We start from the raw sequence: 26,620 nt of genomic DNA on the forward strand, positions 1-26,620 counted from the left end.
CGACTAGCCCCCGTCCTTGGCATGCTCACCGTCGGCGATCATCTTCGCCAGCAGCGCGTCCACTGCCTCATCGGAGAGGTCGGAGACCTGCGCGAGCAGGTCCGTCTCCGGTGCCGGTGCCGGCACGTCAGGCGACGCACCGGTGCCGGGAACCGGTATCCGCTCGGCTTGGCCGACCCCACCGCTGCAGGCCAACTGCTCACCGAGCCAACTGGACAGACTGACCACGCTGGGACCGTCCAGCAACCGGGCAACGGGCACCACGATACCGAGTTCGCGCTCCACCTGGATGCGAAGTTCCAGGGTGATCAGCGAGTCCACCCCGAGACTGTTCAGCGGGGCCGTCACGTCCAGTCCGGCCGGGGCCAGGCCCAGCTTGCCGGCGACCAGGTCACGCAGGTGGGTCTCCAGCAGCCGCTGACGCTCCTGCGGATCGGCGGCCTGCACCGCCTCGAACAGGCCCCCGAACGAGCCACCGCCGGTTGCCGCGTCGCCCGGGGCGCCCGACACGGTGGCCTGCACGTCGCGCAGCAACGGCGAATGCGCGCTGGGACGCCACCGCGCCCAGTCGATGTCGAGCACCATGACCTGCGGCGCCACCGCGCCGGAGCCGGCCAGCAGACCCGCCAGCGTCGCGAAGTACGCCTCCGCCGACATGCCTTCGACGCCGTAGTGCGAGAAGTGCCGGTGCAGTTCGGAGTTGGTGAACATGCCCAATCCGGTCCACGGGCCGAAGTTGACGCTGAGCGCGGGCCGGCCGGCTGCGCGGCGTTGCCAGGCCAGCGTGTCCAGGAAGGCGTTCGCGGCCCCGTAGTTGGCGGCCCCGGGCGAACCCAGCACCGATGCCGCCGAGGAGAACAGCACGAAGAAGTCCAGCTCCGCATCGGCGGTCAGCGCGTGCAGGTTCCAGGCGCCCTGAACCTTCGGCGCCATCACCGCACGCAGCTTCGGTGCGTCCAGGCGGGCCAGGATCGCGTCGTCCACGGTGCCGGCGGCGTGCACCACGCCGCGCAGCGGCGGCATCGATGCGCCGATGGTGGCGAGCACCGCCGCGACGTCGCCGGCCAAGCTGACGTCGCCTTGGGCGACCGTCACCTCGGCACCGGCCGCCCGCAGCGCATCCAGCGTCGCCTCCGCCGTCGCCGAGGGCGCGCGGCGGCCCATCAGGACCAGGTGGCGGGCACCGCGCTCGACCAGCCAGCCGGCCACCTCGCCGCCGACCGCGCCGAGGCCGCCGGTGACCAGATAGGTGGCATCGGCTGGCAGCGAGAACTCGCCGGACTGTCCGGACGGAGCCGAGTAGGGCTCCAATCGCGCCACGTAGCGGCGATGGCCGCGCAGAGCCACATCGGCCTCACTGTCGTTCGCCCAGATCTCGCTGAACAGCGCCCGCAGTTCTTCGGGACCGCCGTCAGAGGACAGGTCGACGCCGGTGGCGTGCAGTTCCGGGTGCTCGTGGTCGATGCTGCGGGCCAGCCCCCAGACCGGCGCCTGCCCGACCGACAGTGCGCCGGACTCGGACTCTTCCCGGCCGGCCGGCTGCACCCCGCGGGTCACCAGCCACAACCGCGGTGATTCCGGCCAACCGGCCAGCGTCAGCGCCTGGATCAGATGAACCACGCTCAGCGTCCCGACGTCTGTCGCCGTCTGAAGCGACTCGTCGCTGGTATCGGCCGGGGACGCGGCCAGCAGGTTCCACAGGTGCACCACACCGCGGCACGGCGGCCGGTCGCCGCCGAACGCCGCGCGCAGCAGCTCACCGAAGTGTTCGGGCCGGCCCGGGTCGATGCGGTAGCTGTCGGCGGTCACCCGTTCGATCTCGGCAAGCCCGACGACCGGTTCCACCAGCACGCAGGGCTGCGCCTGCGCCTCGAGATGGTCACGCAGGGTGTCGGCCACCGGGCCGTCGGACAGGATCAGCCAGCTGCCCGGTTCGGCGGGCCGGCCCTCGCCGTCGGACGCGATCGAGGACGGCTGCCAGCGGACCTGGTACATGCGCTCTCGCTGGTCCGCCGGGGCCGCGGCGGCCGGCGCGTGAGATTGGCCGGCGACGAGGGTGCCGGTGGCCAGCAGCGACCAGTCCGCGCCGGCAGTGCTGCCGTAACACTCGAAGGTGTGGTTCTCCTCCGCGTCGGCCAGCGCGAACTGAACGGTGCGTGCCATGGCCGGACCGCCCTGCAGGTCCAGCTCACCGACCGTCCGGCTGCCCGGGCCGAATGCCACTTCGGCCGCCTTGCAGGCCAATTCACCCAGCTGCTCGGCGGACAGCGCCCCGGTGGTCACGTCGACCTCGGCCAGCACCGTTCCCGGTTGGGCGGCCGGCCGGATCGGGCCGCGCCAGCCGTCGCCGGGCGCACCGGCGCCGCTGTGGCGCGGCGCCGCGATGGAGCCGGCCTCCAGCCAGGAGTGCACCCGCTGCCAGGGATAGGTCGGGGCGGGGACGCAGCGACTGCCCTCGGGGTAGATCTGCTTCCAGTCCACCGGGTGTCCCAGGGTGTAGAGGGTGCCCAGCGAGCCGAGCATGGTCGAGCGGCCCTCGTCGTCGCGGCGCATCGACGGCAACAAGGTGCAGCTTCGCCGTAGATCCTCGACGTCCTCGCGGGCCCCGGTCAGCAGGATGGGGTGCGGGCTGAGCTCGACGAAGGTGTCGTGCCCGGTCTCCAGCAGCCGCCGCAGCGCAGGCGAGAACCGCACCGGCGAACACAGATTCGCCACCCAGTAGTCGGCGTCCAGCAGCTTCTCGCCCACCAGCTCCCCGGTGACCGTCGAGTACATCGGCGTGGTCGGCGCGGTCGGCTTCAGCTTGACCAGGCTGCCGCGCAGGCCCGCACCGAGGGCCTCCATCTGCGGGCTGTGCGAGGCGACGTCGACCTCGATCCACCGGCAGAACCGGTCGCGCTGCGCCAGCTTGGCCATCAGCTCTTCCAGCACCTTGCGCTCGCCGGCGAGCACGGTCGACCGGTGGCTGTTGCTGGCGGCCACCGCGACCTCACGCTCGTGGCCGGCGATGAGCTCCTGGGCCTCGGCCATGGTGGTCTCGGTGACCATCATCGCCCCGCGACCGCGGACGCCCCGCAGCATCCGGGCCCGGGCGCAGATCACCCGCGCGGCGTCCTCCAAGCTCAGCGCTCCCGCCACGTGGGCGGCCGCGACCTCGCCGAGGCTGTGCCCGACCACCGCGGCGGGTTCGACTCCCCAGGACCGCCACAGCGCCGCCAGCGCCACCTGGATCGCGAAGATCGTCGGCTGCAGGATGCCGATGTCGGTGAGCTTCGATTTGTCCTCACCGCGGGCGAGTTCTTTGAGGATCGAGTGCCCCAGGTGCGGATGCAACGCGTGATCGCAGGCAGCGAGGGCGTCGGCGAACACCGGCTCGTCGACCTGCAACCGCTGAGCCATGCCGTGCCACTGCGAGCCCTGACCGGAGAAGATGAACGTCACGCCGCCGGATTGGGCAGCGCGGGACGTCGAACAATGCCCGACCGACAGTCCCGGTCGCGACTCGCCCAGCCGGTAGGCCGACAGCGATTCGAACAGCGCCGCCGGGGAGTCGCCGACCATCGCGAGCCGGTAGTCATGATGGCCGCGGCGGGCGCCGGCGGTGTAGCAGAGGTCGGTCAGTGAGTTTCCGTCCCCGCTGCCGCCCGCGCTACCGCCCGCGAACCCGCCGGCGAACAGAGCCATCTCGTACTCGCCGACCAGCGCGGTCAGCGCCTCCGGCGACCGGGCGGACAGCGCCAGCAGTTCGGCGCGCGGCGCCGCGGTGTCATCCGGGTGGCTGCTGCGCACCTGTGGGGCCTCGGTGAGCACGACATGGGCGTTGGTGCCGCCGAACCCGAACGAGCTGACCCCGGCGATGGCGCGACTGCCCGCCGGCCACGGGGTCAGGGCCTGCACCACCTCCAGCGGCAGGCTGTCGAACAGAATGTGCGGGTTCGGTTCGGTGAAGTTCAGGCTGGCCGGGATGGCCCGGTGCTGCAGGGACAGCGCCACCTTGATCAGGCCGGCGATCCCGGCCGCCGCTTCGAGGTGGCCGATGTTGGTCTTGACCGAGCCCACCAGGCAGCGGCTGCCCTGCGGTCGGCCTTCGGCCAGCACAGTGCCCAGGGCGTTGGCTTCGATGGCGTCGCCGATCGATGTTCCGGTGCCGTGCGCCTCGACGTACTGGACCGCGCCGACCGGCAGGCCCGCCCGGCGGAACGCCTCGGTGAGCACTCCCTCCTGAGCGCGCCCACTCGGTGCGATCAGCCCGTTGGTCCGGCCGTCGGAGTTGGTGGCGCTGCCGCGGATCACGGCGTAGATCGGATCGTTGTCCTCCAGCGCCTTACTCAGCGGCTTGAGCACCACCGCCCCGGCGCCCTCGCCGCGCACATAGCCGTCGGCGTCGGCGTCGAACGTCTTGCACCGGCCGTCCGGGGCCATCACCCGGGCCTTGCTGAAGTTGATCGCCAGGGCCGGCGACAGGATCACGTTCACCCCGGCGGCCAGTGCCGTACTGCACTCGCCGTCGCGCAGACTGCGGCACGCCAGGTCGACCGCGACCAGCGACGACGAGCAGGCGGTGTCGACCGACATGCTCGGTCCGTGGAAGTCGAAGGTGTACGACAGCCGGTTGGCGGCGATGCTCAGCGCGTTACCGGTGCCGGTGTAGGCATCGACGAGCTGGGGCTGACCCAGCCGCAGGAAGCCGTAGTCATTGGTGGAGATGCCGACGAACACGCCGGTCCGGCTGCCGGCCAAAGCTTCCGGCACCTGACCGGCGTCCTCGAGGGCCTCCCACGCCACCTCGAGCAGCAGTCGTTGCTGCGGATCCATCTGCGCGGACTCGCGCGGCGAGATCCCGAAGAACTGGTAATCGAAGCCGTCGACCCGATCGAGGAACCCGCCCCGGCGGGTGACCGCGGTGCCCGGCACCGACGGGTCGGGGTTGTAGAAGGCCTCGACGTCCCAGCGGTCGGCCGGGACCTCGCTGGTGGCGTCCACCCCGCCGGACAGCAGCCGCCAGAAGGCTTGGGGCCCGTCGGCGCCCGGGAACCGGCAGCCCATGCCGACGATCGCGATCGGCTCGTCGGCGGCGGGCCGTGCTGTGTTTTCGGCGGCACCACCGGCTGCCTTGGCCGCCGGTGCGGCCGATGTTTTCGCGGTGACGCGGGCCAGGTGCTGCGACAGGATGTCGATTGAGGGGTATTCGTAGGCGATGGTCGGGGCCAGCTCGTAGCCCAGCCAGCTCTCCAGGGCGGACGAGAGCCGCACCGCGTGGATGGAGTCCAGCCCATAGTTGGCGAACGGTTTGGCCGGGTCGACCTCCGCGACGGGAAGCTCGAGGTCCTGGGACAGCCGGTCGATGAGCCAGGTAGTGATCTCGGCAGCACTGCGCTGCCCCTGCGTCGTCGCCATCGGGGCCGGTTCGGGCTCGGCCTGGGGTCCGGTGGCCGGGCTGGTCGGCGGCCACTGTGCGACCACTGGCAGCGCGCCGTCGAGGTACTGCTGCTTGCAGGCGCTGCGCTGGATCTTGCCGCTGGAGGTGGTGGGCAGTTGCAGCGGCTGCACCAGCACGACGGCGTGGGTGCGGACCGCGTGGTTCTCGGTGACCGCGGTGCGGATGACCTGCATGGCCTCGGCGGCCACGTCCTCGCCGATCCGGCTCGGGTCCACCTCCTGCACCACCACGAGCTGTTCTGCTGCGCCCGGTTCCGGGGCGATCGAGAACACCGCGCCGCGGCCGCGCAGCAGCGCGGGGTTGGTGTTCTGGACGGTCAGCTCGATGTCGTTGGGGTAGTGGTTGGTACCCCGGATGATGATCAGGTCTTTGCGGCGGCCGGTGACGTACAGCTCCCCGGAATGCAGGAATCCCAGGTCTCCGGTGCGCAGGAAGGGGCCGTCCCCGCTGTCTGACAGGGTCGCGGCGAACGTCTCCGCGGACAGCTGAGGTGCTCTCCAGTAACCGTGGGCGACGCTGCCGCCGGACACCCAGATCTCGCCGACCCGGTCGCCCGCGCATTCACGACGGGTCTCCGGATCGACGATCAGCACCCGCTGACCGCCCGGCGGCTTGCCGAGGCCGATCAGTGCAGCCGCGTTGGGGTCGCCCGCCGGGACGTCGACGACCCTGCTTTCGCCCAGCGCGACGCGGTCGATCTGCCGGGCGACCGGCACCGGCGAGTCCGACCCGCCCGAGACCAGCAAGGTGCCCTCGGCCAAGCCGTACACCGGCAGGAACGACTCGCGCCGGAAGCCGGCCGGAGCGAACGCCTCGACGAAACTGTCCAACGTCGCGGCGCGCACCGGTTCGGCGCCGCACATGGCCGTCGCCCAGCTGGACAGATCCAGGGCGGCACGCTCCTGCGGACTGCTGAGCTCGACGCACATGTCGTAGGCGAAGTTGGGGGCCGCGGTGATCGTGCCGCGGTGTCGCGAGATCGCCTCCATCCATCGCATCGGCCGTTTGATGAACGCGCTCGGGGGCATCAGCAGCGAATGGCCGCTGGCGTTGAGCGTCGAGAGCAGACCGCCGATCAGCCCCATGTCGTGATAGGGCGGCAGCCAGAAGACACCCCGCACGGGCCCGTCGATCCGGTCGCCCCACGCCTGCAAGATGGTCTCCAGGTTGTGCACCAGGTTCCCGTGGGTCAGCACGACGCCCTTGGGCGCGCTGGTCGACCCGGAGGTGTACTGCAGCATCGCGACGGTGTCACCGTCGATCTGGGGCGCCACCCAGGCCGCCTCGCGGCCCGTTGCGTCGTTGATGTCGATGTCGGCGAACGACCACCGCAGCGCCTGGCCGCCGGGCAGCGCGTCGATCGCGGGCTTGATCCTGGGCTCGATCTCGGTGGTGGTGAGCGCGAAGCCGGGGTCGACGTCGGCGATGATCGACTCGACGCGGCCGACCAGGTGTTCGCGCATCGGCGGGTGCACCGGGATCGCGATGGCACCGGCGTAGAGGCAGCCGAAGAAGCTGGCGATGAAGTCCAGGCCGGGCGGGCACAGCACCAGCACCCGTTCCCCGGCGGCCCCCTGACGCTGCAGGTCGGCCGCGATCTGGCGGGCGCGCAGGTCCAGCCCCTGGTAAGTCACCTGGCCGGTCTCGTGGTCGTCGCCATCGCGGGAGAAGGTGAACGCCGGCTGGTCTCCGCGCTGCCGGGCACGTTGCCGCATCAGGTCCACCAGCGTGTGGATGGTGTGCACCGTGTCGTCCGGCCCGCTCATCGATCACGTCTCCCGTATGGCTAACGAAGATTAGTTTTAGATTGGGCCCAGTATTCCAGGGGCAACCTTGATTAAGGTTACCTTAAGAGACAGGGCGTCAATCTTGTGATTTTCGGCGACGACGACCGGACGAGCAAGTCAGGTCACCCACCTGGGGCGACGGGTGCGAGCTCAGCCCTCCAGCTTGTATCCGAGGCCGCGCACGGTAACCAGGTGCACTGGATTGGCTGGATCGGCCTCGATCTTGGACCGAAGTCGCTTGACGTGGACATCCAGAGTTTTGGTGTCACCGACGTAATCCGCGCCCCACACCCGGTCGATCAACTGTCCGCGGGTGAGCACCCGGCCGGTGTTGCGCAACAGGTATTCGAGTAGGTCGAACTCCTTGAGCGGCAAGGTGATCTGCTCGCCATTGACCACGACCACGTGCCGTTCGACGTCCATACGCACCGGGCCGGACTCCAGCACGCCCTCCCCGACGCCGACCTCATCATCGCCCCCGCGGCGCAGCACCGCGCGGATCCGGGCGATCAGCTCGCGAGCCGAATACGGTTTGGTCACGTAGTCGTCGGCGCCGAGTTCGAGGCCGACGACCTTGTCGATCTCGCTGTCGCGCGCAGTGACCATAATCACCGGCACGCTGGACCGGGCCCGCAGTTGTTTGCAGACGTCGGTGCCCGACATCCCCGGAAGCATCAGATCCAACAGCACGATGTCGGCGCCGGCCCGGTCGAACTCGGCCAAGGCCGCGGGTCCGTCGGTGACCACGGTCGCCTCGAAACCCTCCTTGCGCAGCAGGAACGCCAGCGGGTCGGCCAACGACTCCTCGTCCTCAACGATCAACACGTGCGTCAACGCTGTTCCTCCTCGTTGTCATGATCCACCCTGCCGGGATAGGCGGGAATAGCCAAGGTGAACGTCGACCCGGTGCCCGGCTGGCTCCACAGCGAGATGGTCCCGTTGTGGTTGGCCGCCACGTGCTTGACGATCGCCAACCCCAGCCCGCTGCCACCGGTGGCCCGCGAACGGGCTTTGTCACCGCGGAAGAAGCGTTCGAAGACGCGCTGCTGGTCCTTGCGCGCAATGCCGATGCCGCGGTCGGTGACGGCGATCTCGACGAAGCCATCCTGTCGGCGCCGGCTGATGGACACGGGCGCTCCGTGCGGCGAGTAGGCGATCGCGTTGGACACCAGGTTGGCCAGGGCGGTGACCAGTAGCGGCTCATCGCCGAGCACCCGAAAGCCGCTCGGGGCGTCGGTGGTGATGGTGATCTCCGCGTTGTCGGCGGCCACCTTGTGCCGGGAGATCGCCTCGTTCACCACACCGTCGACGTCGACGGCGGCCAAGTCCGGCAGCGGATCGGCGCCCTGCAGCCGGGACAGCTCGATCAGCTCACCGATCATGTTGGCCAGCCGGTTCGCCTCCACCAGCACCCGCTCCGCGAACGGCCGTACCGCCTCGGGGTCGTCGGCAGAGGCCAGCAGAGCCTCGGCGAGCAGCCCCATCGCCCCGACCGGGGTTTTGAGTTCATGGCTGACATTGGCCACGAAGTCGCGCCGGCTGGCCTCCATGCGGGCCTGCTCGGACTGATCGTCGACGATGACCACCGCGAAGCGGCGATCCTCTTCGGACAGCAACCGGGCGTACCCGCGCACCGCCGACAAATCCGACCGGGTGGCCCCGGCCGCCCGCTTGGCCGCCGAGAGATCGAAAACGACCTCCTGATCACCGGCCAGTGCACGTTGCGCGGCCTCCCACGCCCCGTCGTCGAGCAGTCGGCCGTGCACCAGTCCCAACGCGGTGGCCCGCTCATTGAGGTAGACGACGTCGCGGTGGCTGTCGACGACCACGATTCCCAACGACGCGTGCGCGACGATCTGCTGCAGCATCTGCGAGACGGTGATCCCGGCTCGTTCGGTGCTCGCCCGCCGGCGCCGTTCGGCAAGCCGGGGCGATATCCAAAAACCGGCCGCAAGACCCACCACGAGCGCCAGCAGTGCCGACACCGCAGCGAGCGTCAGCGCCGAGGTCGCAGCCACGGCAAAATCGTACGCAGTCCGGCCCCGCTGTCTGGCCAGCGTTCGACCACGACGTGCGCCGAATGTGAATTCAAGGCGAAGATTTCACCCGGTTTCCACCCGGAATTCACACTGGACGGGCCGGGCCGGCGGTTCAGCGAGGCTCGACGCAGGAGAGGTGAAGCTGGGACCGCCGCAGGAACGCCGCTATTTGGCACCCTGACTGGCCACCGCGGCCGCCCCGGCGGCAGCCGCCTCCGGGTCCAGATACACGCCCCCGGCGACCTTCGGGCGCAGATCGGCATCCAGGTCGTACCGCAGCGGAATGCCGGTGGGGATGTTCAAACCGACCACATCCTCATCGGACATCTGATCCAGGTACTTCACCAACGCCCGCAGCGAGTTGCCGTGCGCCGCGATCAACACCGTCTTGCCGCAGCGCAGGTCCGGGATGACGACGTCGGTGTAATAGGGCAGGAAGCGCGCCACCACGTCGGCCAGGCACTCGGTCAGCGGGCCGCCGCCGATGTCGGCGTAGCGGGCGTCGGTGTCCTGGCTGTAACGGCTGCCGGCTTCGATCGGCGGCGGCGGGGTGTCGTAGCTGCGTCGCCACGTCATGAACTGGTCGTCGCCGTAGCGGGCCTTCGTCGCGGCTTTGTCCAGGCCCTGCAGCGCGCCGTAGTGGCGTTCGTTGAGCCGCCAGGTGCGATGCACCGGAATCCAATGCCGGTCCGCGGCGTCCAGTGCCAGGTTCGCCGTGGTGATCGCCCGGCGCAACAGCGAGGTGTAGACCACATCCGGCGCCAGGTCGTGCTCGACCAACAGCGAACCGGCGCGGACCGCCTCGGTGCGACCCTTGTCTGTCAGGTTGACGTCCATCCAACCGGTGAACTGGTTGCTGGCATTCCATTCGCTCTCGCCGTGGCGCAGCAGCACCAGAGTGGCTGTGTCAGACATGGGCGTCAGTGTCTCACGGGGCCGTTTCGCGTTACCGTCGAAGGAAGGTCCGGTTCTCGAGATCGGAGGGTTGCGGTGAATGTGGCTCGCTTGCGGCCGGTTTCCCACCTGGTGGCCGCCGCCCTGCTGACGATTTCGGCGGTGGGGCTGACGATGGTGTCACCGGCCGCATCCGCCAAGCCCTGCGCCGACGTCGAGGTGGTCTTCGCCCGGGGCAGCGACGAGCCACCCGGTGTCGGCAAGGTCGGGCAGGAATTCGTCGACGCGCTGCGCTCCCGTCTCACCGACCAGTCGATCGTGGTGTATCCGGTCAACTATGCCGCCGCCAGTGGCTTGTCCAGCGGAGTCGACTTCGACCGAAGCGTCATCACCGGGATCCGCGACGAGGTCAGCCACATCGAGTGGACGGCGCTGGACTGCCCGGACACCCAAATGGTGCTGGGCGGCTACTCCCAGGGCGCCGCCGTCACCGGTTATGCGACAGCGCAGTCCGTGCCGGCCGGGTTGCCCGACGAGTTGGTGCCGGAGCTACCGCGGCCGATGCCGGATGTGGTGGTCGATCACGTCGCGGCGGTAGTCCTGTTCGGGAAGCCTTCGGCGACGTTCATCCGACGCTACGACGCACCACCGGTCGTGGTCGGCCCGCTGTATGCGCCCAAGACCCGCGAGTACTGCGCACGCAATGACACCGTCTGCGACGGCGCTGACGGCATCCCGCTGGGGCACCTGGATTACCCGACGAACGGCATGCCGGCCAACGCCGCGGAATTCGCCGCGAACCGCGTCGAGGCCGGTTCGAATCGAAACCTCACCCTGCACGGTTGGCATAGCCGCGACAACGTCGGCGACGTCAGGCAGCCAGACCCGGAAACACCATGACTACGACGTCGCGTCGTCATCCTTGATCAAATGCTCGAACGCCCGCAGATTCTTCAGCGACTGCCCGGTGGACACCCGCCACTCCCACTCCTTCTGGATGGAGGAGGCAAATCCCAACTCCAGCAACGTGTTGAAGTCGAAGTCGACGGCTTCGAGCACCTGCCCGAGCACCCGGTCGATCTCTTCGGTGGTCACCGAGGCCAGCGCCATCCGGCCGACCAGGTAGATGTCACCGACGTTGTCCAGCGTGTAGGCCACCCCGTAGAGCCGGCGGTTGCGCTTGAGCAGGTGGCGGTAGACCCCGGCATGGTTCTCGTCGGGCTTGCGGCAGACGAACGCCTCGACCCGCACCGAGTGCTTCCCGATGCTGAGGATGGTGTTGGTCTTGAGTTTGCGCTCGCCGGGCAGTTCGACCACCAGACCCGGCAGCCCGCCGTGCGCGCCCGGGAACGGTGAGTAGGTCAGCTCGGCCGCCTCCAGGGTGTCCTCGATGACCCGCTGGACGTCGCCGGGGTTCACGCCCGGGCCCCTCGTCGTGCCGGCCAGCGCCGGGTCCGGCGCGACGACCCGAGGACCCGCATCGGCTCGCCGCGCGCCGCGGCGAAGTCTTCGATCGCGCTGGTGTAGCTGGCCAGCTGGGCGTCCACGGTGCGCTCCCAGGAGAACGTCGCCGCGTGAGCGGCCGCGGCCCGGCGCATCGCCCATCCGCGGGGCCCGGAACCCAGCCGCAGCAGATCGTCGATGGCGGTTGCCCACGCATCGATGCCGTGCCCGTGGACCAACCCCCCGGTGACACCGTCGCGTACCGCCACCGGCAGGCCACCGACGGCCGCGGCGACCACCGGCGTCCCGCAGGCCTGCGCCTCCAGGGCCACCAGGCCGAACGATTCGGAGTAGCTCGGCACCGCCACCAGGTCGGCTGCCCGGAACAAGGCGGCCAGATCTTCGCGGGACTGCGGGGGCAAGAACGTCACCCGGTCGCCGATACCCAGTTCCCCGGCCAGCCGAACCAGGCCGCCCGGTGCGGCCAGCCCACTGCTGCCCGACGGCCCGCCGGCCACGACCACGCGCACCCCGGGGAGCTTCGCGGCGGCCCGCAGCAGGATGTCGGGCGCCTTGAGCGGCTGAATGCGGCCGACGAAGGCCACGACCGGCTCGTCGGGCGAGAGTCCCAGTGCGGCCCGGGCCTGCTGTTTGTCTCCGGGGCGAAAGACCTCCAGGTCGACGCCCGGATGCGCCACGTCGATGCGAGCCGGGTCGGCTCTGTGCAGTGCGACGAGTTGGTGCGCTTCGTCGTCGGTGTTGACGATCAGCCGGTCCGCCTCGTCGACGACCTGCTGCTCGCCGACCGTGCGCATCGCCGGTTCGGGGGTGTCCCCGTCGGCCAGGGCCGCGTTCTTCACCCCGGCCAGGGTGTGCGCGGTGTGCACCAGCGGCACCGCCCACCGGTCGGCGGCCAGCCAGCCGACCTGACCGGACAGCCAGTAGTGCGAATGAACGATGTCGTAGTAGCCGGGCTCGTGGGCGGCCTCGGCGCGCAGCACTCCGGCGGCGAACGCGCACAGCTGGGTGGGCAGGTCGTTCTTGTCCAGGCCTTCGAACGGCCCGGCCACCACGTTGCGCACCAGCACGCCGGGCGCCACATGCTGCACCGGCGGATCGGCCGACGACGTGGCGCGGGTGAAGACCTCCACGGCCACCCCGCGGCGCGCCAGGTGCAGCGCGCTCTGCAGCACGTAGACGTTCATCCCGCCGGCATCGCCCGTACCGGGCTGGGCCAGTGGCGAGGTGTGAACCGACAGCACCGCTACCCGGTGCACATCGGATCCGACGCCACGTCCCACCCCGCCATCTTTACAGCTCTGCTCAGGCGGACACTTCCGGGACCGCCCGGACGACGGGTCCGCGGGAGCGGCGCATCGCGCCGACCGGATCGGCGTAGAGCCCACCCAGCGACACCGTGCCGGCGCCGGCTTCCTGGACCCGGTTGCCGAAAGCAGTGACCCGGATGGTGCGCCCCGCCAGCACCGACCGCTCCGCGAACGCCCGCTCCACCTCGGCCATGCCCTCCGGGTATTCGGTGAAGCCCTGCCCGCCGACCACCAGGTCGTCGGGGTTGAGCACGTCGCGCAGCAGCGCAACGGCTTCACCGAGCGCCCGGGCCCGTTCGATCAGCAGCGCCGTCGCCCGCTCGTTGCCGGCCCGCGCCTCCCGCACCAGGCCGGTCACCGCGGCGGACGCGGCGCCCTTGCCGTCGGGCAGGATCCGCAGCTGCCGGGCCGCCGCCAGCACCGCCTCGTCGCTGACGGTGGATTCCAGCTGTCCGGATCCGCCGAGCAGCTCCGAAGAGACCGGCAGGCCGGCGATGGTGCCGGGACCGCTGGCCGGGCTGTGCACCCGCCCACCGATCACCAGGGCGTAGCCGACCGTCTCCCGGGCATAGACGTAGAGGCTGGTGGAGGTGGTCGCCGCGGGCCGCCGCACCCCGAGCAGCAGTTCGGCACCGGCCATCGCGTCGACGTGGGAGGCCACCGACACCGGCAGGCGCAGCTCCTCTGCCAGCACCGGCCCGACCGGTGCGGCCGTCCAGCCCAGCCGGGGGTGGTCGACGTAGCCGGTGGAGCCGTTCACCGCTCCACCGGTCGCAACTCCGACCCACAGTGGCCGGCGCTTGCCCCAGCGGGTCAGGTACCGGCGGGCGCTGGCCGCCAGTGACGCCAGCGCGGGTGCCGCGCCGTTGGCCGGGGTGGGGGTCTCGACGACGTCCAGGGTGCGGCCGAGCAGGTCGGTGGCCACGATGCTGGTGGTCTTCGCCCCGATGTGCAGGCCCAGAGCCAGGAACGGCTCGTGGTTGACCACCACCGGCCGACGCGGTCGCCCGATCGCGCCGGAGGTCGCCAAATCGGCGCGCTCCAGCAGTAACCCGGCCTCCAGCAGTGCGCTGACCTGGCGGTTGACTGTCGCGACGCTCAGTGAGGTGGCACCGGCGATGGCCTCGCGGGCGATCGGGCCGTGCTGGCGGACGGCGGCGAAGACCGCGGCGCCAGCGGTGTCCGGCAGTTGCAGCGACGGGGCTACGACGCGTGGATGCGAGCGGGGCCGCACGGTCCGGCCCGAGAGGTGAGTGGTGAGAGAGGTGGTGCGCACGCTGTGTCGTCCTTGCCTAGGAGAGTCCGAATGGGGGCTGGCTGCAGCTACGACCCGGCGAACTCTCCATCAGGAGCACTACTCGCAGCAGGTCAAGCGCGGCAACATGAGCGGCGACAACACGCGCCGTCGGCGACTGGACAGACCGCCATCAGGTGGCGAGCACTGCGGTACATAACGAAGAAATGTATCACGGTCACTAAGGTTGGGTCGATGACGACACCAGTGCGAGACCAGCGCACCGCCGTAGTCACCGGCGCCAGCTCGGGGATCGGCGAGGCGACCGCCAGAACCCTTGCCGGACAAGGCTTTCACGTGATCGCGGTGGCCCGCCGCGCAGACCGGATCGCCGCGCTGGCCGAGGAGATCGGGGGCACCGCGGTGGTCGCCGACGTCACCGACCCGGCCGCGGTGGCCGCGCTGTCCGAAGCCTGCGACCGGGTCTGCGACTCGACCTCGGGCTCGATAAACGTGCTGGTCAACAACGCCGGCGGGGCCAAGGGCGTGGCGCCCGTCAGCGACGCGGACCTCGAGCACTGGCGATGGATGTGGGAGACCAACGTGCTGGGCACGCTGCAGGTGACCCGGGCGCTGCTGCCCAAGCTGATCGCCTCCGGCGACGGCCTGATCGTCACCGTGACCTCGATCGCAGCGTTCGAGATCTACGACGGCGGCGCCGGCTACACCTCGGCCAAGCACGCCCAGAGCGCGCTGCACCGCACGCTGCGCGGCGAGCTGTTGGGAAAACCGGTGCGGCTCACCGAGATTGCCCCCGGCATGGTGGACACCGAGTTCTCGCTGGTGCGCTTCGACGGTGACCGCGAGCGCTCCGACGCGGTCTATGCGGGCCTGACCCCGCTGACGGCGGCCGACATCGCCGAGGTGATCGGTTTCGTCGCCTCCCGGCCGCCGCACGTCGACCTCGATCAGATCGTGATCCGGCCGCGCGACCAGGCCAGCGCGACGCGGGCTAACCGCCGGGTTTGATTCGGCGGTCCAGCTTCGCCTCTCCTCCGTCGAGCCTCGCTAACCGCCGGGTCGAGTAGGGGTCGGCGCCGTCACCGACGTGGTGGGGGTGCCCGACAGCGTCGGCGCGTCGGTCGGGGTGGCCGGCGCGGTGCTGGGCAGTGAGGCCCGGGGCTGTTCGGGCGCCGACAACTCTGACATCGAGACCCAGGTGTCCCAGCCCACCGCCCAGTCCCAGATGTCGCCGTCGGAGTAGGACAGCTGAATCGAGCTGCCGGTCACTTCGACCGGATCGCCGTAGACCGCGCTGTAGAAGTACTGCTCGGCGTCCTCGGTCGACAAGTTGATGCAGCCGTTGGTGACGTTGGTGTTGCCCTGGGCGCCGGCGCTGGCCGGGTTTGCGTGGATGAACTCGCCGTTGTTGGAGATGCGGACCGCCCAGCGCTCATGAATGTCGTGATACCCGGCGGCCGGATTGGACATGTAGAAGTCGGCGTATTTCTCGGTGACCACGTGGATGCCGTTGCGGGTGACGTTACGGGCCTGGTCACCTTCGCCGTAGCTGCACGGGAAGTCCATGATGACGCCTTCGTCGCGAACCACCTGGATGCGGTGCGAGGAGACTTCGGCCCGAACCACCTGGCGACGTCCGATCGAGAATTCCAGCGACATGTCCTGGGCGCCGTAGGCGCCGTCGCCGAACGCCAGCCCGTACAGCTTGGCATCGACGCTGACATTGGTTCCGGCCGGGAAGTAGTCGCGGCCGCGCCAGTGCACCCGGGCGCCCTGCGCCTCGTCGGGCAGCCAGGCCCAGCCGCCCTCCACCGGCGGTTCGGTGGTGATGGTCAGGGCCCGCTCCACGGCCGCCTTGTCGCTGATCGGCCCGTCGAACTGCAGGATCACCGGCGCCGCGACCCCGACGGTCTGCCCGTCGGCCAGCTGAAAGCCGCCGTCGACGACGACGGCGGGCGTCACCGTGGTGACCGTGCCGGTGACCGGCACGGCGGTGCCGTCGTGGCCCACCACCGACCCGCTCCAGGTGTAGACGGCGTCGTAGCCCAGCGGCTCGGTGACGCTGTAGCGGGTGCGCTCCCGGTTGAACCTTCCGTTGAGCACCTTGCCGGACGGGCTGGTCAGCGCCACCCGCTGGAACCAGCCGTCCCCGACCGTGACAACGACCTCGGCGGTGGGCAGGACGTCGGTTTGGCCGGCCGGCGGCTCAAAGCTCAGGGTGGGCGCCGCCGGCAGCGCCTTGTCGGCGTCCTTACCGGACCGGCTCAAACAGCCCGCCAATGCACTCGGCGCCAGCATCCCGGCAGCCAGCGCCGCCAGGGCCCGCCGCCGGTTCAGGTTCACGGCATCCCAAGATACCGGCCGGGACGCCTGACCACCTGCGATGTTGGTTACAGGGTGCAACCCACCAGCACCGGCTCGGGGTGCAAGGTGATGCCGAACACCGCGTGCACCCCGTCGCGCACCGTGCGTGCCAGTTCCAGCACGTCGGTGGTGGTGGCGCCGCCGCGGTTGGTCAAAGCCAGCGCATGTTTGGTGGACAGCCGCACCGGCGCGCTCGCGGCTCCTTCCGAAGCCGGATAACCCTTGCCGAAACCGGACCGCTCCACCAGCCAGCCGGCCGCCAGCTTCACCCCGCCGGGCGCGTCCCAGTGCGGGACAGGGCCGGTCGCCTGATCGGCCAGTCGGCGATAAACATCCAGTGGCACAACGGGATTGGTGAAGAACGACCCGACACTCCAGGTGTCGTGGTCGGCCGGGTCGAGCACCATGCCCTTGGCCGACCGCAGTTTGAGCACTGCGGCGCGTACCGCCGCCGGGTCGGTACGGTCGCCGTCGGCGGCGCCCAACGCGGCGGCCAGCTCGCCGTAGCGCAGCGGCGCGCTGCGCCCGGCGGGGTCCAGTTCGAATTCCACCTCCAGCACCACCGCCGCATCCGAATGTTTCAGCACGCTGGTGCGGTAGCCGAAGTTCAACTCCGCTCCCGGTGTCCAGCGCACGGTGCCGGTGCGCCGGTCCAGCAGCAGTACCCGGGTCAGGGTGTCTGCGACCTCCGCGCCGTAGGCCCCGACGTTCTGCACCGGGGTGGCGCCGGCCGAGCCGGGGATACCCGACAGACACTCCAGCCCACCCAGACCGGCGGCGACCGCCCTCGCCACCACGTCGTCCCAGACCGCGCCGGCCTGGGCGCGCAGCAGGTTGCCGTCGATCTCGATGCCGTCGCCTGCCAGCAGCACCACGGTCAGGTCGGTCAGGTCGTCGGCGATCACCACGTTGGAGCCACCGGCCAGCAGCAGCGGGCGGACACCGCCCCGGTCCAGTTCGCCCAGGACTGCCACTACCTGCTCGGCGTCGGCGCAGGTGATGAGCCGTTCTGCGACCGGCCCGACCCGCAGGGTGGTCAACGGCGCCAACGGCACCGCCTCGGCGACACGCGCGCCCGCGAACTCGGAACCCGCCACGGCCGGTAACGGTAGCCTGACCAGCTATGCCGCGTACATTCACGCTGTCTGCGCACTACCCGGCAAGCGTCGCACAGGTGTATGCCGCGTTCACCGACGAGCAGTACTGGCTGGCCCGGCTGGCTGATTCGGGCGCCGACGCCGTGGCGCTGGAGTCGCTGACCGTCGGTGCCGACGGTGGTGTCGACGTCGCCACCACCCAGGGCATTCACCGCGACAAGCTGCCGGCGCTGGCCGCGCAGTTCCATCCCGGCGACCTGAATGTGGCACGCCACGAGAGATGGCATCCGGTCCGCGACGGGCGGACAACCGCCGAGGTCACCGGCAAGATCGTCGGCGCACCGGCGAGGCTGTCCGGCGATGCGGTGCTGGAACCGGTCGGCGGCGGCTGTGAGCTGCGGCTGACCGCGACGGTGCAGGTCGACATTCCGCTGGTCGGCGGCAAGATCGAGAACTTCATCGGCGCCCAGTTGACCGAGCTGATGACCGCCGAGCAGCGGTTCACCTCGACGTGGCTGCAGCGAGGCGGCGCGGCGCGACCGGAATAGGGTGGACCCATGCGGATTGCATGTGCGCAGATCCTCAGCGGCACCGAGCCGGCCGCCAACCTGCAGTTGGTGGCCGACTACACCGAGCGTGCCGCCGCGCAGGGCGCGACGCTGGTGGTGTTCCCGGAGGCCACGATGTGCCGGTTCGGGGTGCCGCTGGGCCCGGTCGCCGAACCGCTCGACGGGCCGTGGGCCGAGCGGGTACGGGACATCGCCGGCCGGGCCGGGATCACCGTCGTAGCGGGGATGTTCACCCCGGCCGGTGACGGCCGGGTCACCAACACCCTGCTGGCCGCGGGACCCGGGACCGACACCCACTACCACAAGGTCCACCTGTACGACGCGTTCGGATTCACCGAATCACGCACCGTCGCACCGGGATTCGATCCGGTGGTGATCGATGTCAACGGAGTCGGCGTCGGCCTGTCCACCTGCTATGACATCCGGTTCCCGGCGCTGTACACCGAGTTGGCCGACCGCGGTGCGCAGCTGATCGCGGTCTGCGCCTCCTGGGGCGCCGGGCCGGACAAACTGCGGCAGTGGGAACTGCTGGCGTGTGCGCGGGCTCTGGACTCGACCAGCTACATCGTTGCCGTCGGACAAGCCGATGGTGGCCCGGCAACCTCGTCCGGCGCACCGACCGGTGTGGGCCACAGCCTGGTCGCCTCACCATTGGGTGAGGTGGTGGCATCGGCGGGCGCGCCACCGCAGCTACTGGTCTGCGACATCGACCTCGACACGGTCACCACTGCCCGCCAAACGCTGGCCGTGCTGAGCAACCGTGCCGACTTCGTTCAGGTCGGTAAGGCAGAATCGCGCGGGTGAGCAATCCGCCCGGACCTCCCCACGACGACCAGTCACCTTGGGCGCGCCCCACCGGTCAGCCCGACCAACCCACCGAGGGCAAACCCCCGCCACCACCCCCGCCGGAGCCATCCGCGTCGCCGACCCGCCAGATGCCGATCGGCGGTCGAGAAGAGCCCACCACCCGGATTCCCAGCGCACCCGCGGCGCCGGGACAGCCGCAGCCCGCCGCGCCGCCGCCACCGTCGGCCGCACCGCCACCCCCGGGCCCGCCGCCGGGCCCGGCCGGCGAAGCGCCCACCACCGTGATCCAAGCCCCGGACACCGGGCATCGCCCGGCCAGGCTGCTGCGCGATCCGCTGGCCCTGGTCCTGATCTTCATCACGGTGATCGCGCTGGCGCTGGCCGGTTTGATCGGCGCCGAGCTGATCGCCCGCCGGATTGCCGACAACAAGGTGGCCCAGGCGACCGAATGCGTGGTGCATGACAAGGCCAAAGTCTCGTTCGGGGTGACGCCGCCGTTCCTGTGGCAACACTTCACCGGCAACTACACCAATATCTCCATCCACACCGCGGGCAATCAGGTCAAGGACGCCCAGCAGATGACGGCCGACCTGAACATCGCCGACGTCGACCTGCACGGCACCGGCGACTCCAAGGGCACCATCGGCGCCCTGGACGCCACCCTGACCTGGCCGGCGGCGGGCATCAAAGAGACCGTCCAGTCCATGGTCCCGATCCTGGGCAACCTGGTCTCGGACCTGAAGACGAACGCCCAGGACGGCACCGTCGAACTCAAGGGCGCTTTCGGCCTGGCCAGCGTCGTGGTCAAGCCGGAGGTGGTCGATGGCGGGTTGTCACTGCAGGTGCAGAAACTCACCGGTCTGGGCTCGCTGACCCTGCCGCGCGAGTCGATTCAGCCGGAGTTGGACAGATTCGCCAAGGAGCTGACGAAGCGTTACCCGCTCGGCCTGCACGCCGACAGCATCCAGGTCACCGATACCGGTGTGGTGGCGCGCTTCTCCACCCGTAACGCCGCCATCCCGCGGTCCGACGACCCGTGCTTTGCGCACCTGTAACCTGCAGTGATGAGCACACTTGGGAGCGGGCATACCAAGCATCGGTTCACCGGCCTGCCGGCAATCATGGTGGCGCTGACCGTGGTGCTGGTACTGGCGCTGGTCGCGTTGTTCGGCGGCCAGGTCTACGCCCGGCACCGGGCGGCGAGCCTGGTCGCCGATGCCGTCCAGTGCGAGGCGCAGGACAGCGCCACGGTCTCGTTCGCCTCCGATCCGCCGGTGCTGGCCCAGTACTTGCGCGGCGACTACCCGCACATCTCGGTGCAGACCGACGGCAATCAGATCCGCCAGGCCAAGGGCATGCAACTCGACCTGGACATCCGCGACATCCACGTGCAGAAGAGCGCCGAGTCGAAAGGCACGATCGGGTCGCTGGACGGCACCATCACCTGGCCGGCGGACGGCATCAAGGACTCGATCCAGGACGTGGTTCCGGTGATCGGCAGCATCGTCACCGGCAAGGTCACCACCGATCCGAGCGCCGGCACCATCGAGCTCAAGGGTCTGCTGAACCGCGCAACAGTCAAACCGGAGATCGTCGACAACGAGCTCAAGCTGCAGGTGATGGACCTGGAGGCGCTGGGCAAGGACCTGGACACCGACACCGTGCAGCGCAACCTCGATGACCTCACCGGGAAGGTGACCAAGGATCTTCCGCTGGGGATCCACATCGACAGCTCGCAGGTCACCGATTCCGGTGTGGTGGTCAAGTTTTCGACGAAGGACGCCACCATCCCGGCGTCCTCGTCGAGTCAGTGCTTCGCGTCGCTCTAAGGTGCGCTAAGCCAGTCCGTCGAGCACTGCCGGGGTGCCCGACAGTCCCAGCCGGGTCGCCCCCGCCTCGAGCATTGCCAGCGCATCGTCGGCGGTGCGGATCCCGCCGCTGGCCTTGACCCCGAGCCGTCCGCCGACGGTGGCGGCCATCAGCGTCACCGCGTGCACCGACGCCCCACCACAAGGATGAAACCCGGTGGAGGTCTTGACGAAATCTGCGCCGGCGTCCTCGGCGGCACGGCAGGCGGCGACCAGAGTGGCGTCATCGGCCAGCTCCAGCAGTGCGGCCGACTCCAGGATCACCTTGAGCACGGCGTGTGGCACGGCGGCGCGCACCGCGGCGATGTCGGAGCCCACCGCGGCGAAGTCACCTGCCAGGGCCGCCCCGACGTCGATGACCATGTCGATCTCGGCCGCCCCGGCCGCCACGGCCCGCGCCGCCTCCTGCGCCTTGACCTCCGGCAGGTGCTTGCCGGACGGGAAGCCCGCGACCGCGGCGATCGGCACCCGGGCGGCCACAGCCGCAATGGCCACCATCGACGGCGACACGCACACCGCGGCGACACCGAGTTCGTTGGCTTCGGCGACGACGGCGACGACCTGATCGGCGGTGGCTTCGGGTTTGAGCAGGGTGTGGTCGACCATTTTCGCCACCTGGTCGCGGTCCCACCGGCGCGGCAACATCAGAAGGCCTCCTCGGCGGCGCCGGGATTGCAACCGGATTCGAGCATCGTCACGCCGTCGACGACGGGCCGCCACGGCTCCAGGTTCCAGCTGGACTTGCCGGGCCGAGCGAACTCGGCATAGTTCCAGTGGCAGAGGAATTGGTCGCGCATGCTCGCAGTGTCGGCCTCGGGGGCATCGACGAGTACTTCGCGCCAGGCCTGCTCACTCTCGGCCCCGGCATCCAGCCGGGCGGCCGCAGCCCGGGCGAGCGGAGTCGGATACACCCGCAGGCTGACCAGGCCCGACGCACCTGAGTAGCTCACCCACTCGGTGTGGTCGACGAAACCCGCCAACCCGGTGTCGGCCGACGCCGGGGCCGCGAACAACACTGCGGCCGTCGCGGCCGGAAAGAGGATCGAACGCACCATCGCAGCTAGCGGGACTTGCCTTGAACCTCGAGCAATCGGGGCCGCACATCCACCAGGTAGACCCCGGCTGCACAGGCGGCGATCGCCATCCCCATCACTTGCAGCACCAGGGCCAGCAGCCCGCACACCCCGAGGATCACCAGCCATACCGGCTTGGTCAGTTTGTCGGCGGCGGTGTAGGCGTCCGAGCGCTGCATCGTCGCGTGTACGAACGCGTACACCGACGTCGCGAAGACTGCGATCTGCAAAACGCTGAGGACGATACCCACCAGGCTCGTAGCGAACACGCTGCAAGCCTAGGCGGGTACCGTCCCGGGCGTCGAACTGCGTTACTTCTGGGTGACCTTCTTGGCCGGAGCCTTCTTCGCGGCCGGCTTGGCGGCAGCCTTCTTGGCCACCGGAGCCTTCTTGGCAGCCGGAGCCTTCTTGGCGGCCGGAGCCTTCTTGGCCTGCTCCTTCTTGGGCAGCTCGATGCCGACCAGCTTGGCGGCGCGCTCGCCGACCTCGCGGGTCTGGGTCGCGACGTTGCCCAGCACCTCCTGAGTCAGCTCGACAGCCTGGTCGACGTAGCCTTCCACCTGCGCGGAGGCGTCGTCGAGACCGGACTGGTTGCGCAGCCGCTCCAGTGCGGCCTCACCGCGCGCGACCAGGTCGTTGTACCGGCCGGTGGCGGCCTCGACGTAGCCCTCGGCGGCCTTGCGCAGCTCGTCGGAGGTGAACTTCTCCCGCAGCTCGGCGAACTGCTCGGGCAGCTCCTCCTGCAGCTTGGTCAGGCGAGCGCGGCTCCCCTCGACCCGGGTGCTGGCGTCTTCGCGAGCCTCGCCGGCACGCTCGCGCAGGTTGGCGACGAGCTCGGTCATGGTGGCCAGGGCCAGGTCAGCGGCGCCGACGGCGGCCAGCAGCGGGGTCTTCAGTTCTTCGATGGTCGGGTTCTCGGCCATGTTGGGTTTCCTTTCAGGGTTTTTGCTGTGTGTTGGTTCAGTCAGGAGGACGAATGGAGATCAGGCAGGTGTCGTCTCCTCACCGTCGGCTTCGTTCTGCTGGACGAAGGAGCTGTAGATGTCGAGCAGAACTTGCTTTTGCCGTTCCGTGATCGCCGTATCCAAAAACACGGCGTCGCGAACCTCGCTCTTCTCGCTGGGTTCCAGCATTCCCGCCCGGACGTAGAGCACCTCGGCGGAGACCCGCAGGGCCTTGGCGATCTGGTTGAGGACGTCAGCGGAGGGCTTGCGCAGTCCGCGCTCGATCTGGCTGAGATACGGATTGCTGACGCCGGCCTTGTCGGCCAGCTGCCGCATCGAGACCTGGGCGGCTTCACGCTGGGCCCGGATGAAGCTGCCGATGTCCGCCGCGGCGGTGGTCACTACTGCGGCAAGTTTGTCATCCTGCGACACCAGTGACCCCTTTCGTGGACTTACGACTGCTGACAAATCCCACGATACGGCCTAGTGCTAACTTTTGCAAGCACCTGCTAGCGCAGGTCAGAACATAAGTTGGGCTATGGCGTAGATCGCCAGCCCGGCCAGTGCACCGACGACGGTTCCGTTGATCCGGATGAACTGCAGGTCACGGCCGACATGCAATTCGATTCGCCGGCTCGCCTCCTCGGCGTCCCAACGCTCGATGGTTTCGGTGATAATCGCCGTGATTTCCACCCCGTAGTGACCCACCAGGTGTTGGGCGGCCCGCACGATCCAGTTGTCCACCTTGTCGCGCAATTCGACGTCGTCGCGCAGCGATTCGCCGATCTGCACCACCGCAGCCGCGATGCGGGTGCGCAGGGCACCGGTGGGATCGTCGACACCCTCGAGCACGAACCGCTTGAGCGTCGCCCACGCCGTCTCCGCGGCCTTGGCAACCTCTTCGCGCGCCATCACCTGGTCCTTGACCGAATCGGCTTTCGCGATGGTCGCCGCGTCGTACTGCAGGTCGTTGGCGAACTCGAACAGGAAACGGCTCGCGTTGCGGCGCAGTTCGTGGTCGGGATTGCGGCGCACCTTGTCGGTGAAGTCCATCAGCTCTCGATGGATCCGATCGCCGAGCAGGTGATCGACGAACCGCGGCGACCAGGCCGGCGAATCACGCTCCACCACCCGCTGGATGACTTCGCCGGCATTGAGCGACCATTGGAACGCCCGGTCGGCGAGCAGCTGGATCAGTGCCTCCTGCCGGTTCTCGGCCAGCAGGGTGCCCAGCATCCGACCGACCGGCGGGCCCCAGTGCGGCTCGGCGATGCGACGCACGATCATCCGGTCGATGACGTAGGCGATCTCTTCGTCGCGCAACAGTTCGACGAGTACCCGCAGTACGGTGGCGGCCTCGGCGGCCACCCGCTCGGCGTGTGTCTGCTCCGAGAGCCACTTGCCCAGCCGTCCGGCGATCTGCGCGTCGCGCAGCTTGGTCTCCACCACCGGCGCAGCCAGGAAATTCTCCCGCACGAAGGTGCCCAGCCCCTCCCCGAGCTGGTCTTTCTTGCGTTTGATGATCGCGGTGTGCGGGATCGGAATACCCAGCGGATGTTTGAACAAGGCGGTGACCGCGAACCAGTCCGCCAGCGCGCCGACCATGCCGGCCTCGGCGGCGGCCCCGACATATCCCACCCAGGTCGCAGCGGTGCCGTCAACCTGCGCCCACCGGCACAGTAGGAAGACGACGGTCGCGCCGAGCAGGAAGCTCAGCGCGACGACCTTCATCCGGCGCAGGTCACGCAGCCGTACAGCATCGGCGGTCGGATCGGCGTCTGCGAAGGACTCCGCCAGCGACTGCACGGTCCGCGCGGCACCCGGCCAAGTCGGGGAGTCTCCTCGATGCACCACCACACCATCATCCGCTATCTCGGTCGCTCGGTATATGCGGCGGCTCCAGCTTCGCCTCTCCTCCGTCGAGCCTCGCTAAACCACTCGGTATATGCGGCGGCTCCAGCTTCGCCTCTCCTCCGTCGAGCCTCGCTAAACCGCCGGTAACTGTTACCGCATCACAAAGTTTGCTGGACCGGACCGTATTATCTATCACGTCTAGCGAATGGGAAGCGGTAATGGTGGCGGAGCAGCTTCGGGCGAGCGCAGCCAAGACTGACGGTCGAAAGCGGCGTTGGCACCAACACAAGGTCGAACGGCGCAATGACTTGATCGACGGGACGATCGAGGCGATCCGGCGCCGCGGCCGGTACGTGAGCATGGACGAGATCGCCGCTGAGATCGGCGTGTCCAAGACGGTCCTGTACCGCTACTTCGTCGACAAGAACGACCTGACCACCGCGGTGATGATGCGCTTCGCGCAGACCACGCTGATTCCGAACATGGCTTCGGCGCTGTCGACGAACCTGGACGGGTTCGACCTGACCCGCGAGATCACCCGGGTGTATGTCCAGACGGTGGCCAATGAGCCCGAGCCCTACCGGTTCGTGATGGCCAACAGTTCGGCCAGCAAGAGCAAGGTGATCGCCGACTCCGAACGGATCATCGCCCGGATGCTCGCGGTGGTGTTGCGGATCCGGATGAGCGAAGCCGGGATGGACACCAGCGGCGCCGAGACCTGGGCGTACATGATCGTCGGTGGGGTCCAGCTGGCCACCCACTCATGGCTGCTGAACCCGCGGATGAGCTCCGACGAGCTGATCGACTACCTGACGATGCTCAATTGGAGTGCGTTGCGCGGGATCGTCGAGGTCGGCGGCTCACTGGAGAAGTTCAACGCCGGACCGCACCCGACGCCGATGCTGCCGTGGCGGCGGGCGGCAGAAGCTCAGTAGGTATAGAAGCCCCGGCCGGACTTCTTGCCGAGTTGGCCGGCCTCGACCATGCGCAGCAGCAACGGCGGCGCGGCGTAGAGCGGCTCCTTGAATTCCTCGTACATCTTGTCCGCGATCAGCTTGAGGGTGTCCAGGCCGACGAGATCTGACAGCCGCAGCGGGCCCATCGGATGTGAAAGCCCCGCCACCACCGCCTTGTCGATGTCCTCGACGGTGGCGAAACCGGACTCGAGCATGCGCACCGCCGACAGCAGGTACGGCACCAGCAGGGCGTTCACCACGAAACCGGAGCGGTCCGAGCAGCGCACCACCTGCTTGCCCAGCACCGCGCTGGCGAACTCCTCGGTGCGGGCGGCGGCGGCTTCGTCGGTGACCAGCGTGCTGACCAGCTCGACCAGCGGCAGCACCGGAACCGGGTTGAAGAAGTGCAGACCCAGCACCCGCTGCGGGTTCTGCGTGGCGGCGGCGATCTTCATGATCGGGATGGACGAGGTGTTCGACGCGAGTACCGCGTCCGGGTCGGTTATCACCCGGTCCAGTTCGGCGAAGATCTTCGCCTTGACGGTGTCGTCCTCGATGACGGCCTCGATGACCAGCTGCCGATCGGCCAGCTCCGCCAGGTCGGTGGTGAAGGTCAGGTTGCCGACCGCGTCGTCGCGCTCGCGTTCGGTGATCTTGCCGGCGCTCACGCCGCGATCCAGAGACTTGACGATCCGGTTGCGTCCCGCCGTGATCAGTGCGTCGGTGGTCTCGAAGACCTTCACGTCGACGCCGGCACGCGCTGAGACCTCGGCGATTCCGGCGCCCATCTGCCCGGCTCCGATGACACCTACTCGTTGGATCGACACTGTGTTCCTTTCGGCCCTATGGCAAGTTCCTGTTCGGCCTTTACGGCAAGTTCCGACTGATCAGTCTCACGGCAG

Annotated in this window: 23 protein-coding genes; 7 read left to right on the forward strand and 16 right to left on the reverse strand. The window is 69.2% G+C overall.

All coding sequences use genetic code 11. From position 1 onward, the window contains the following. Positions 1–3: 3 nt before the first annotated feature. The 4 genes from ACZYY4_RS07815 to ACZYY4_RS07830 all read right to left on the reverse strand — a co-directional run bounded on the left by ACZYY4_RS07815 (position 4) and on the right by ACZYY4_RS07830 (position 10,181). A complete protein-coding gene (locus tag ACZYY4_RS07815) occupies positions 4–7,206 on the reverse strand; it encodes an SDR family NAD(P)-dependent oxidoreductase (protein WP_463809152.1) in 7,203 nt (2,400 codons plus the stop codon). Positions 7,207–7,377: 171 nt separating this feature from the next. After that, positions 7,378–8,061, reverse strand: coding sequence for a two-component sensory transduction protein RegX (gene regX / locus ACZYY4_RS07820; RefSeq protein ID WP_463809154.1), 684 nt, complete (start codon positions 8,059–8,061; stop codon positions 7,378–7,380). Then, the gene (locus ACZYY4_RS07825; RefSeq protein ID WP_463809156.1) at positions 8,058–9,245 is read right to left on the reverse strand and encodes a sensor histidine kinase; all 1,188 of its coding nucleotides are present in this window, start codon (positions 9,243–9,245) and stop codon (positions 8,058–8,060) included. The genes regX and ACZYY4_RS07825 overlap by 4 nt, the downstream gene beginning before the upstream one ends. A 186-nt stretch (positions 9,246–9,431) precedes the next feature. Next, positions 9,432–10,181, reverse strand: a complete 750-nt coding sequence (locus ACZYY4_RS07830) for a phosphoglyceromutase (protein ID WP_463809158.1) — start codon at positions 10,179–10,181, stop codon at positions 9,432–9,434. A gap of 81 nt (positions 10,182–10,262) precedes the next feature. Here ACZYY4_RS07830 and ACZYY4_RS07835 point away from each other — a divergent pair, with 81 nt between their 5' ends. Then, a complete protein-coding gene (locus ACZYY4_RS07835; RefSeq protein ID WP_463809643.1) occupies positions 10,263–11,060 on the forward strand; it encodes a cutinase family protein in 798 nt (265 codons plus the stop codon). Here the strand turns inward: ACZYY4_RS07835 and ACZYY4_RS07840 are convergent, their stop codons facing one another. The 3 genes from ACZYY4_RS07840 to ACZYY4_RS07850 are packed head-to-tail and all read right to left on the reverse strand — an operon-like array spanning position 11,061 to position 14,207. Then, positions 11,061–11,579 (reverse strand): type III secretion system chaperone family protein, encoded by a 519-nt coding sequence (locus tag ACZYY4_RS07840; RefSeq protein WP_463809160.1) that lies wholly within the window; start codon positions 11,577–11,579, stop codon positions 11,061–11,063. Beyond that, on the reverse strand, positions 11,576–12,904 hold the full coding sequence (gene mshA / locus ACZYY4_RS07845; protein ID WP_463809162.1) for a D-inositol-3-phosphate glycosyltransferase: 1,329 nt from the start codon (positions 12,902–12,904) through the stop codon (positions 11,576–11,578). Before mshA ends, ACZYY4_RS07840 begins: the two co-directional genes overlap by 4 nt. 22 nt (positions 12,905–12,926) lie before the next feature. Further along, positions 12,927–14,207, reverse strand: a complete 1,281-nt coding sequence (locus ACZYY4_RS07850) for an ROK family protein (RefSeq protein ID WP_463809164.1) — start codon at positions 14,205–14,207, stop codon at positions 12,927–12,929. 213 nt (positions 14,208–14,420) lie between these two features. On the opposite strand from ACZYY4_RS07850, the gene ACZYY4_RS07855 reads away from it, so the two are divergent. Beyond that, positions 14,421–15,194 (forward strand): SDR family NAD(P)-dependent oxidoreductase, encoded by a 774-nt coding sequence (locus ACZYY4_RS07855; protein WP_463809166.1) that lies wholly within the window; start codon positions 14,421–14,423, stop codon positions 15,192–15,194. Positions 15,195–15,233: 39 nt separating this feature from the next. On the opposite strand, the gene ACZYY4_RS07860 is transcribed toward ACZYY4_RS07855, so the two are convergent. Together ACZYY4_RS07860 and ACZYY4_RS07865 are read right to left on the reverse strand one after the other, a co-directional pair. Next, complete coding sequence (locus ACZYY4_RS07860) at positions 15,234–16,484, reverse strand: L,D-transpeptidase (RefSeq protein ID WP_463809645.1); 1,251 nt, start codon at positions 16,482–16,484, stop codon at positions 15,234–15,236. Positions 16,485–16,576: 92 nt separating this feature from the next. Next, positions 16,577–17,647 carry a UDP-N-acetylmuramate dehydrogenase gene (locus ACZYY4_RS07865; RefSeq protein ID WP_463809168.1) on the reverse strand — a complete coding sequence of 357 codons (1,071 nt, stop codon included), beginning with the start codon at positions 17,645–17,647 and terminating at the stop codon, positions 16,577–16,579. 26 nt (positions 17,648–17,673) lie between these two features. Between ACZYY4_RS07865 and ACZYY4_RS07870 the strand changes: the two genes are divergently transcribed. Genes ACZYY4_RS07870 through ACZYY4_RS07885 form a run of 4 tightly spaced genes read left to right on the forward strand, consistent with a single transcriptional unit; the run spans position 17,674 to position 20,852 of the window. Continuing rightward, a complete protein-coding gene (locus tag ACZYY4_RS07870; protein WP_463809170.1) occupies positions 17,674–18,195 on the forward strand; it encodes a DUF2505 domain-containing protein in 522 nt (173 codons plus the stop codon). A 9-nt stretch (positions 18,196–18,204) separates the two neighbouring features. Next, a complete protein-coding gene (locus ACZYY4_RS07875; RefSeq protein WP_463809172.1) occupies positions 18,205–19,020 on the forward strand; it encodes a carbon-nitrogen hydrolase family protein in 816 nt (271 codons plus the stop codon). Further along, complete coding sequence (locus ACZYY4_RS07880) at positions 19,017–20,078, forward strand: LmeA family phospholipid-binding protein (protein WP_463809174.1); 1,062 nt, start codon at positions 19,017–19,019, stop codon at positions 20,076–20,078. The genes ACZYY4_RS07875 and ACZYY4_RS07880 overlap by 4 nt, the downstream gene beginning before the upstream one ends. A 9-nt stretch (positions 20,079–20,087) precedes the next feature. Beyond that, entirely contained in the window at positions 20,088–20,852 is a 765-nt protein-coding gene (locus tag ACZYY4_RS07885; RefSeq protein ID WP_463809176.1) for an LmeA family phospholipid-binding protein, read from the forward strand. 6 nt (positions 20,853–20,858) lie between these two features. Here ACZYY4_RS07885 and deoC read toward each other — a convergent pair whose 3' ends face one another. The 6 genes from deoC to ACZYY4_RS07915 all read right to left on the reverse strand — a co-directional run bounded on the left by deoC (position 20,859) and on the right by ACZYY4_RS07915 (position 24,780). Further along, positions 20,859–21,536, reverse strand: coding sequence for a deoxyribose-phosphate aldolase (gene deoC / locus ACZYY4_RS07890; RefSeq protein ID WP_463809178.1), 678 nt, complete (start codon positions 21,534–21,536; stop codon positions 20,859–20,861). After that, positions 21,536–21,946 carry a DUF2599 domain-containing protein gene (locus tag ACZYY4_RS07895; protein ID WP_463809180.1) on the reverse strand — a complete coding sequence of 137 codons (411 nt, stop codon included), beginning with the start codon at positions 21,944–21,946 and terminating at the stop codon, positions 21,536–21,538. Before ACZYY4_RS07895 ends, deoC begins: the two co-directional genes overlap by 1 nt. 5 nt (positions 21,947–21,951) lie before the next feature. Continuing rightward, positions 21,952–22,233 carry a DUF2516 family protein gene (locus ACZYY4_RS07900; protein WP_463809182.1) on the reverse strand — a complete coding sequence of 94 codons (282 nt, stop codon included), beginning with the start codon at positions 22,231–22,233 and terminating at the stop codon, positions 21,952–21,954. Between the two features lie 42 nt (positions 22,234–22,275). After that, a complete protein-coding gene (locus tag ACZYY4_RS07905; protein ID WP_463809184.1) occupies positions 22,276–22,887 on the reverse strand; it encodes a heparin-binding hemagglutinin in 612 nt (203 codons plus the stop codon). 60 nt (positions 22,888–22,947) lie between these two features. Then, positions 22,948–23,340, reverse strand: coding sequence for a helix-turn-helix domain-containing protein (locus tag ACZYY4_RS07910; protein WP_463809186.1), 393 nt, complete (start codon positions 23,338–23,340; stop codon positions 22,948–22,950). Positions 23,341–23,427: 87 nt separating this feature from the next. Beyond that, positions 23,428–24,780 carry a DUF445 domain-containing protein gene (locus tag ACZYY4_RS07915; RefSeq protein WP_463809647.1) on the reverse strand — a complete coding sequence of 451 codons (1,353 nt, stop codon included), beginning with the start codon at positions 24,778–24,780 and terminating at the stop codon, positions 23,428–23,430. A 200-nt stretch (positions 24,781–24,980) separates the two neighbouring features. Between ACZYY4_RS07915 and ACZYY4_RS07920 the strand changes: the two genes are divergently transcribed. Further along, positions 24,981–25,697 carry a TetR/AcrR family transcriptional regulator gene (locus ACZYY4_RS07920; protein WP_463809188.1) on the forward strand — a complete coding sequence of 239 codons (717 nt, stop codon included), beginning with the start codon at positions 24,981–24,983 and terminating at the stop codon, positions 25,695–25,697. Here the strand turns inward: ACZYY4_RS07920 and ACZYY4_RS07925 are convergent. Next, positions 25,691–26,545 (reverse strand): 3-hydroxybutyryl-CoA dehydrogenase, encoded by an 855-nt coding sequence (locus tag ACZYY4_RS07925; RefSeq protein WP_463809190.1) that lies wholly within the window; start codon positions 26,543–26,545, stop codon positions 25,691–25,693. The genes ACZYY4_RS07920 and ACZYY4_RS07925 overlap by 7 nt on opposite strands. Between the last annotated feature and the right edge of the window lie 75 nt (positions 26,546–26,620).

It is taken from the genome of Mycobacterium sp. IDUB_21, from assembly GCF_055419425.1.

Bases quoted from the DNA above. Each gene is read 5' to 3' on its own strand.
- ACZYY4_RS07815 (WP_463809152.1), bottom strand. From the start codon at position 7,206: ATGAGCGGGCCGGACGACACGGTGCACACCATCCACACGCTGGTGGAC.
- ACZYY4_RS07830 (WP_463809158.1), bottom strand. From the start codon at position 10,181: ATGTCTGACACAGCCACTCTGGTGCTGCTGCGCCACGGCGAGAGCGAA.
- ACZYY4_RS07855 (WP_463809166.1), top strand. From the start codon at position 14,421: ATGACGACACCAGTGCGAGACCAGCGCACCGCCGTAGTCACCGGCGCC.
- ACZYY4_RS07860 (WP_463809645.1), bottom strand. From the start codon at position 16,484: ATGCTGGCGCCGAGTGCATTGGCGGGCTGTTTGAGCCGGTCCGGTAAG.
- ACZYY4_RS07870 (WP_463809170.1), top strand. From the start codon at position 17,674: ATGCCGCGTACATTCACGCTGTCTGCGCACTACCCGGCAAGCGTCGCA.
- ACZYY4_RS07875 (WP_463809172.1), top strand. From the start codon at position 18,205: ATGCGGATTGCATGTGCGCAGATCCTCAGCGGCACCGAGCCGGCCGCC.
- ACZYY4_RS07885 (WP_463809176.1), top strand. From the start codon at position 20,088: ATGAGCACACTTGGGAGCGGGCATACCAAGCATCGGTTCACCGGCCTG.
- deoC (WP_463809178.1), bottom strand. From the start codon at position 21,536: ATGTTGCCGCGCCGGTGGGACCGCGACCAGGTGGCGAAAATGGTCGAC.
- ACZYY4_RS07895 (WP_463809180.1), bottom strand. From the start codon at position 21,946: ATGGTGCGTTCGATCCTCTTTCCGGCCGCGACGGCCGCAGTGTTGTTC.
- ACZYY4_RS07905 (WP_463809184.1), bottom strand. From the start codon at position 22,887: ATGGCCGAGAACCCGACCATCGAAGAACTGAAGACCCCGCTGCTGGCC.
- ACZYY4_RS07920 (WP_463809188.1), top strand. From the start codon at position 24,981: ATGGTGGCGGAGCAGCTTCGGGCGAGCGCAGCCAAGACTGACGGTCGA.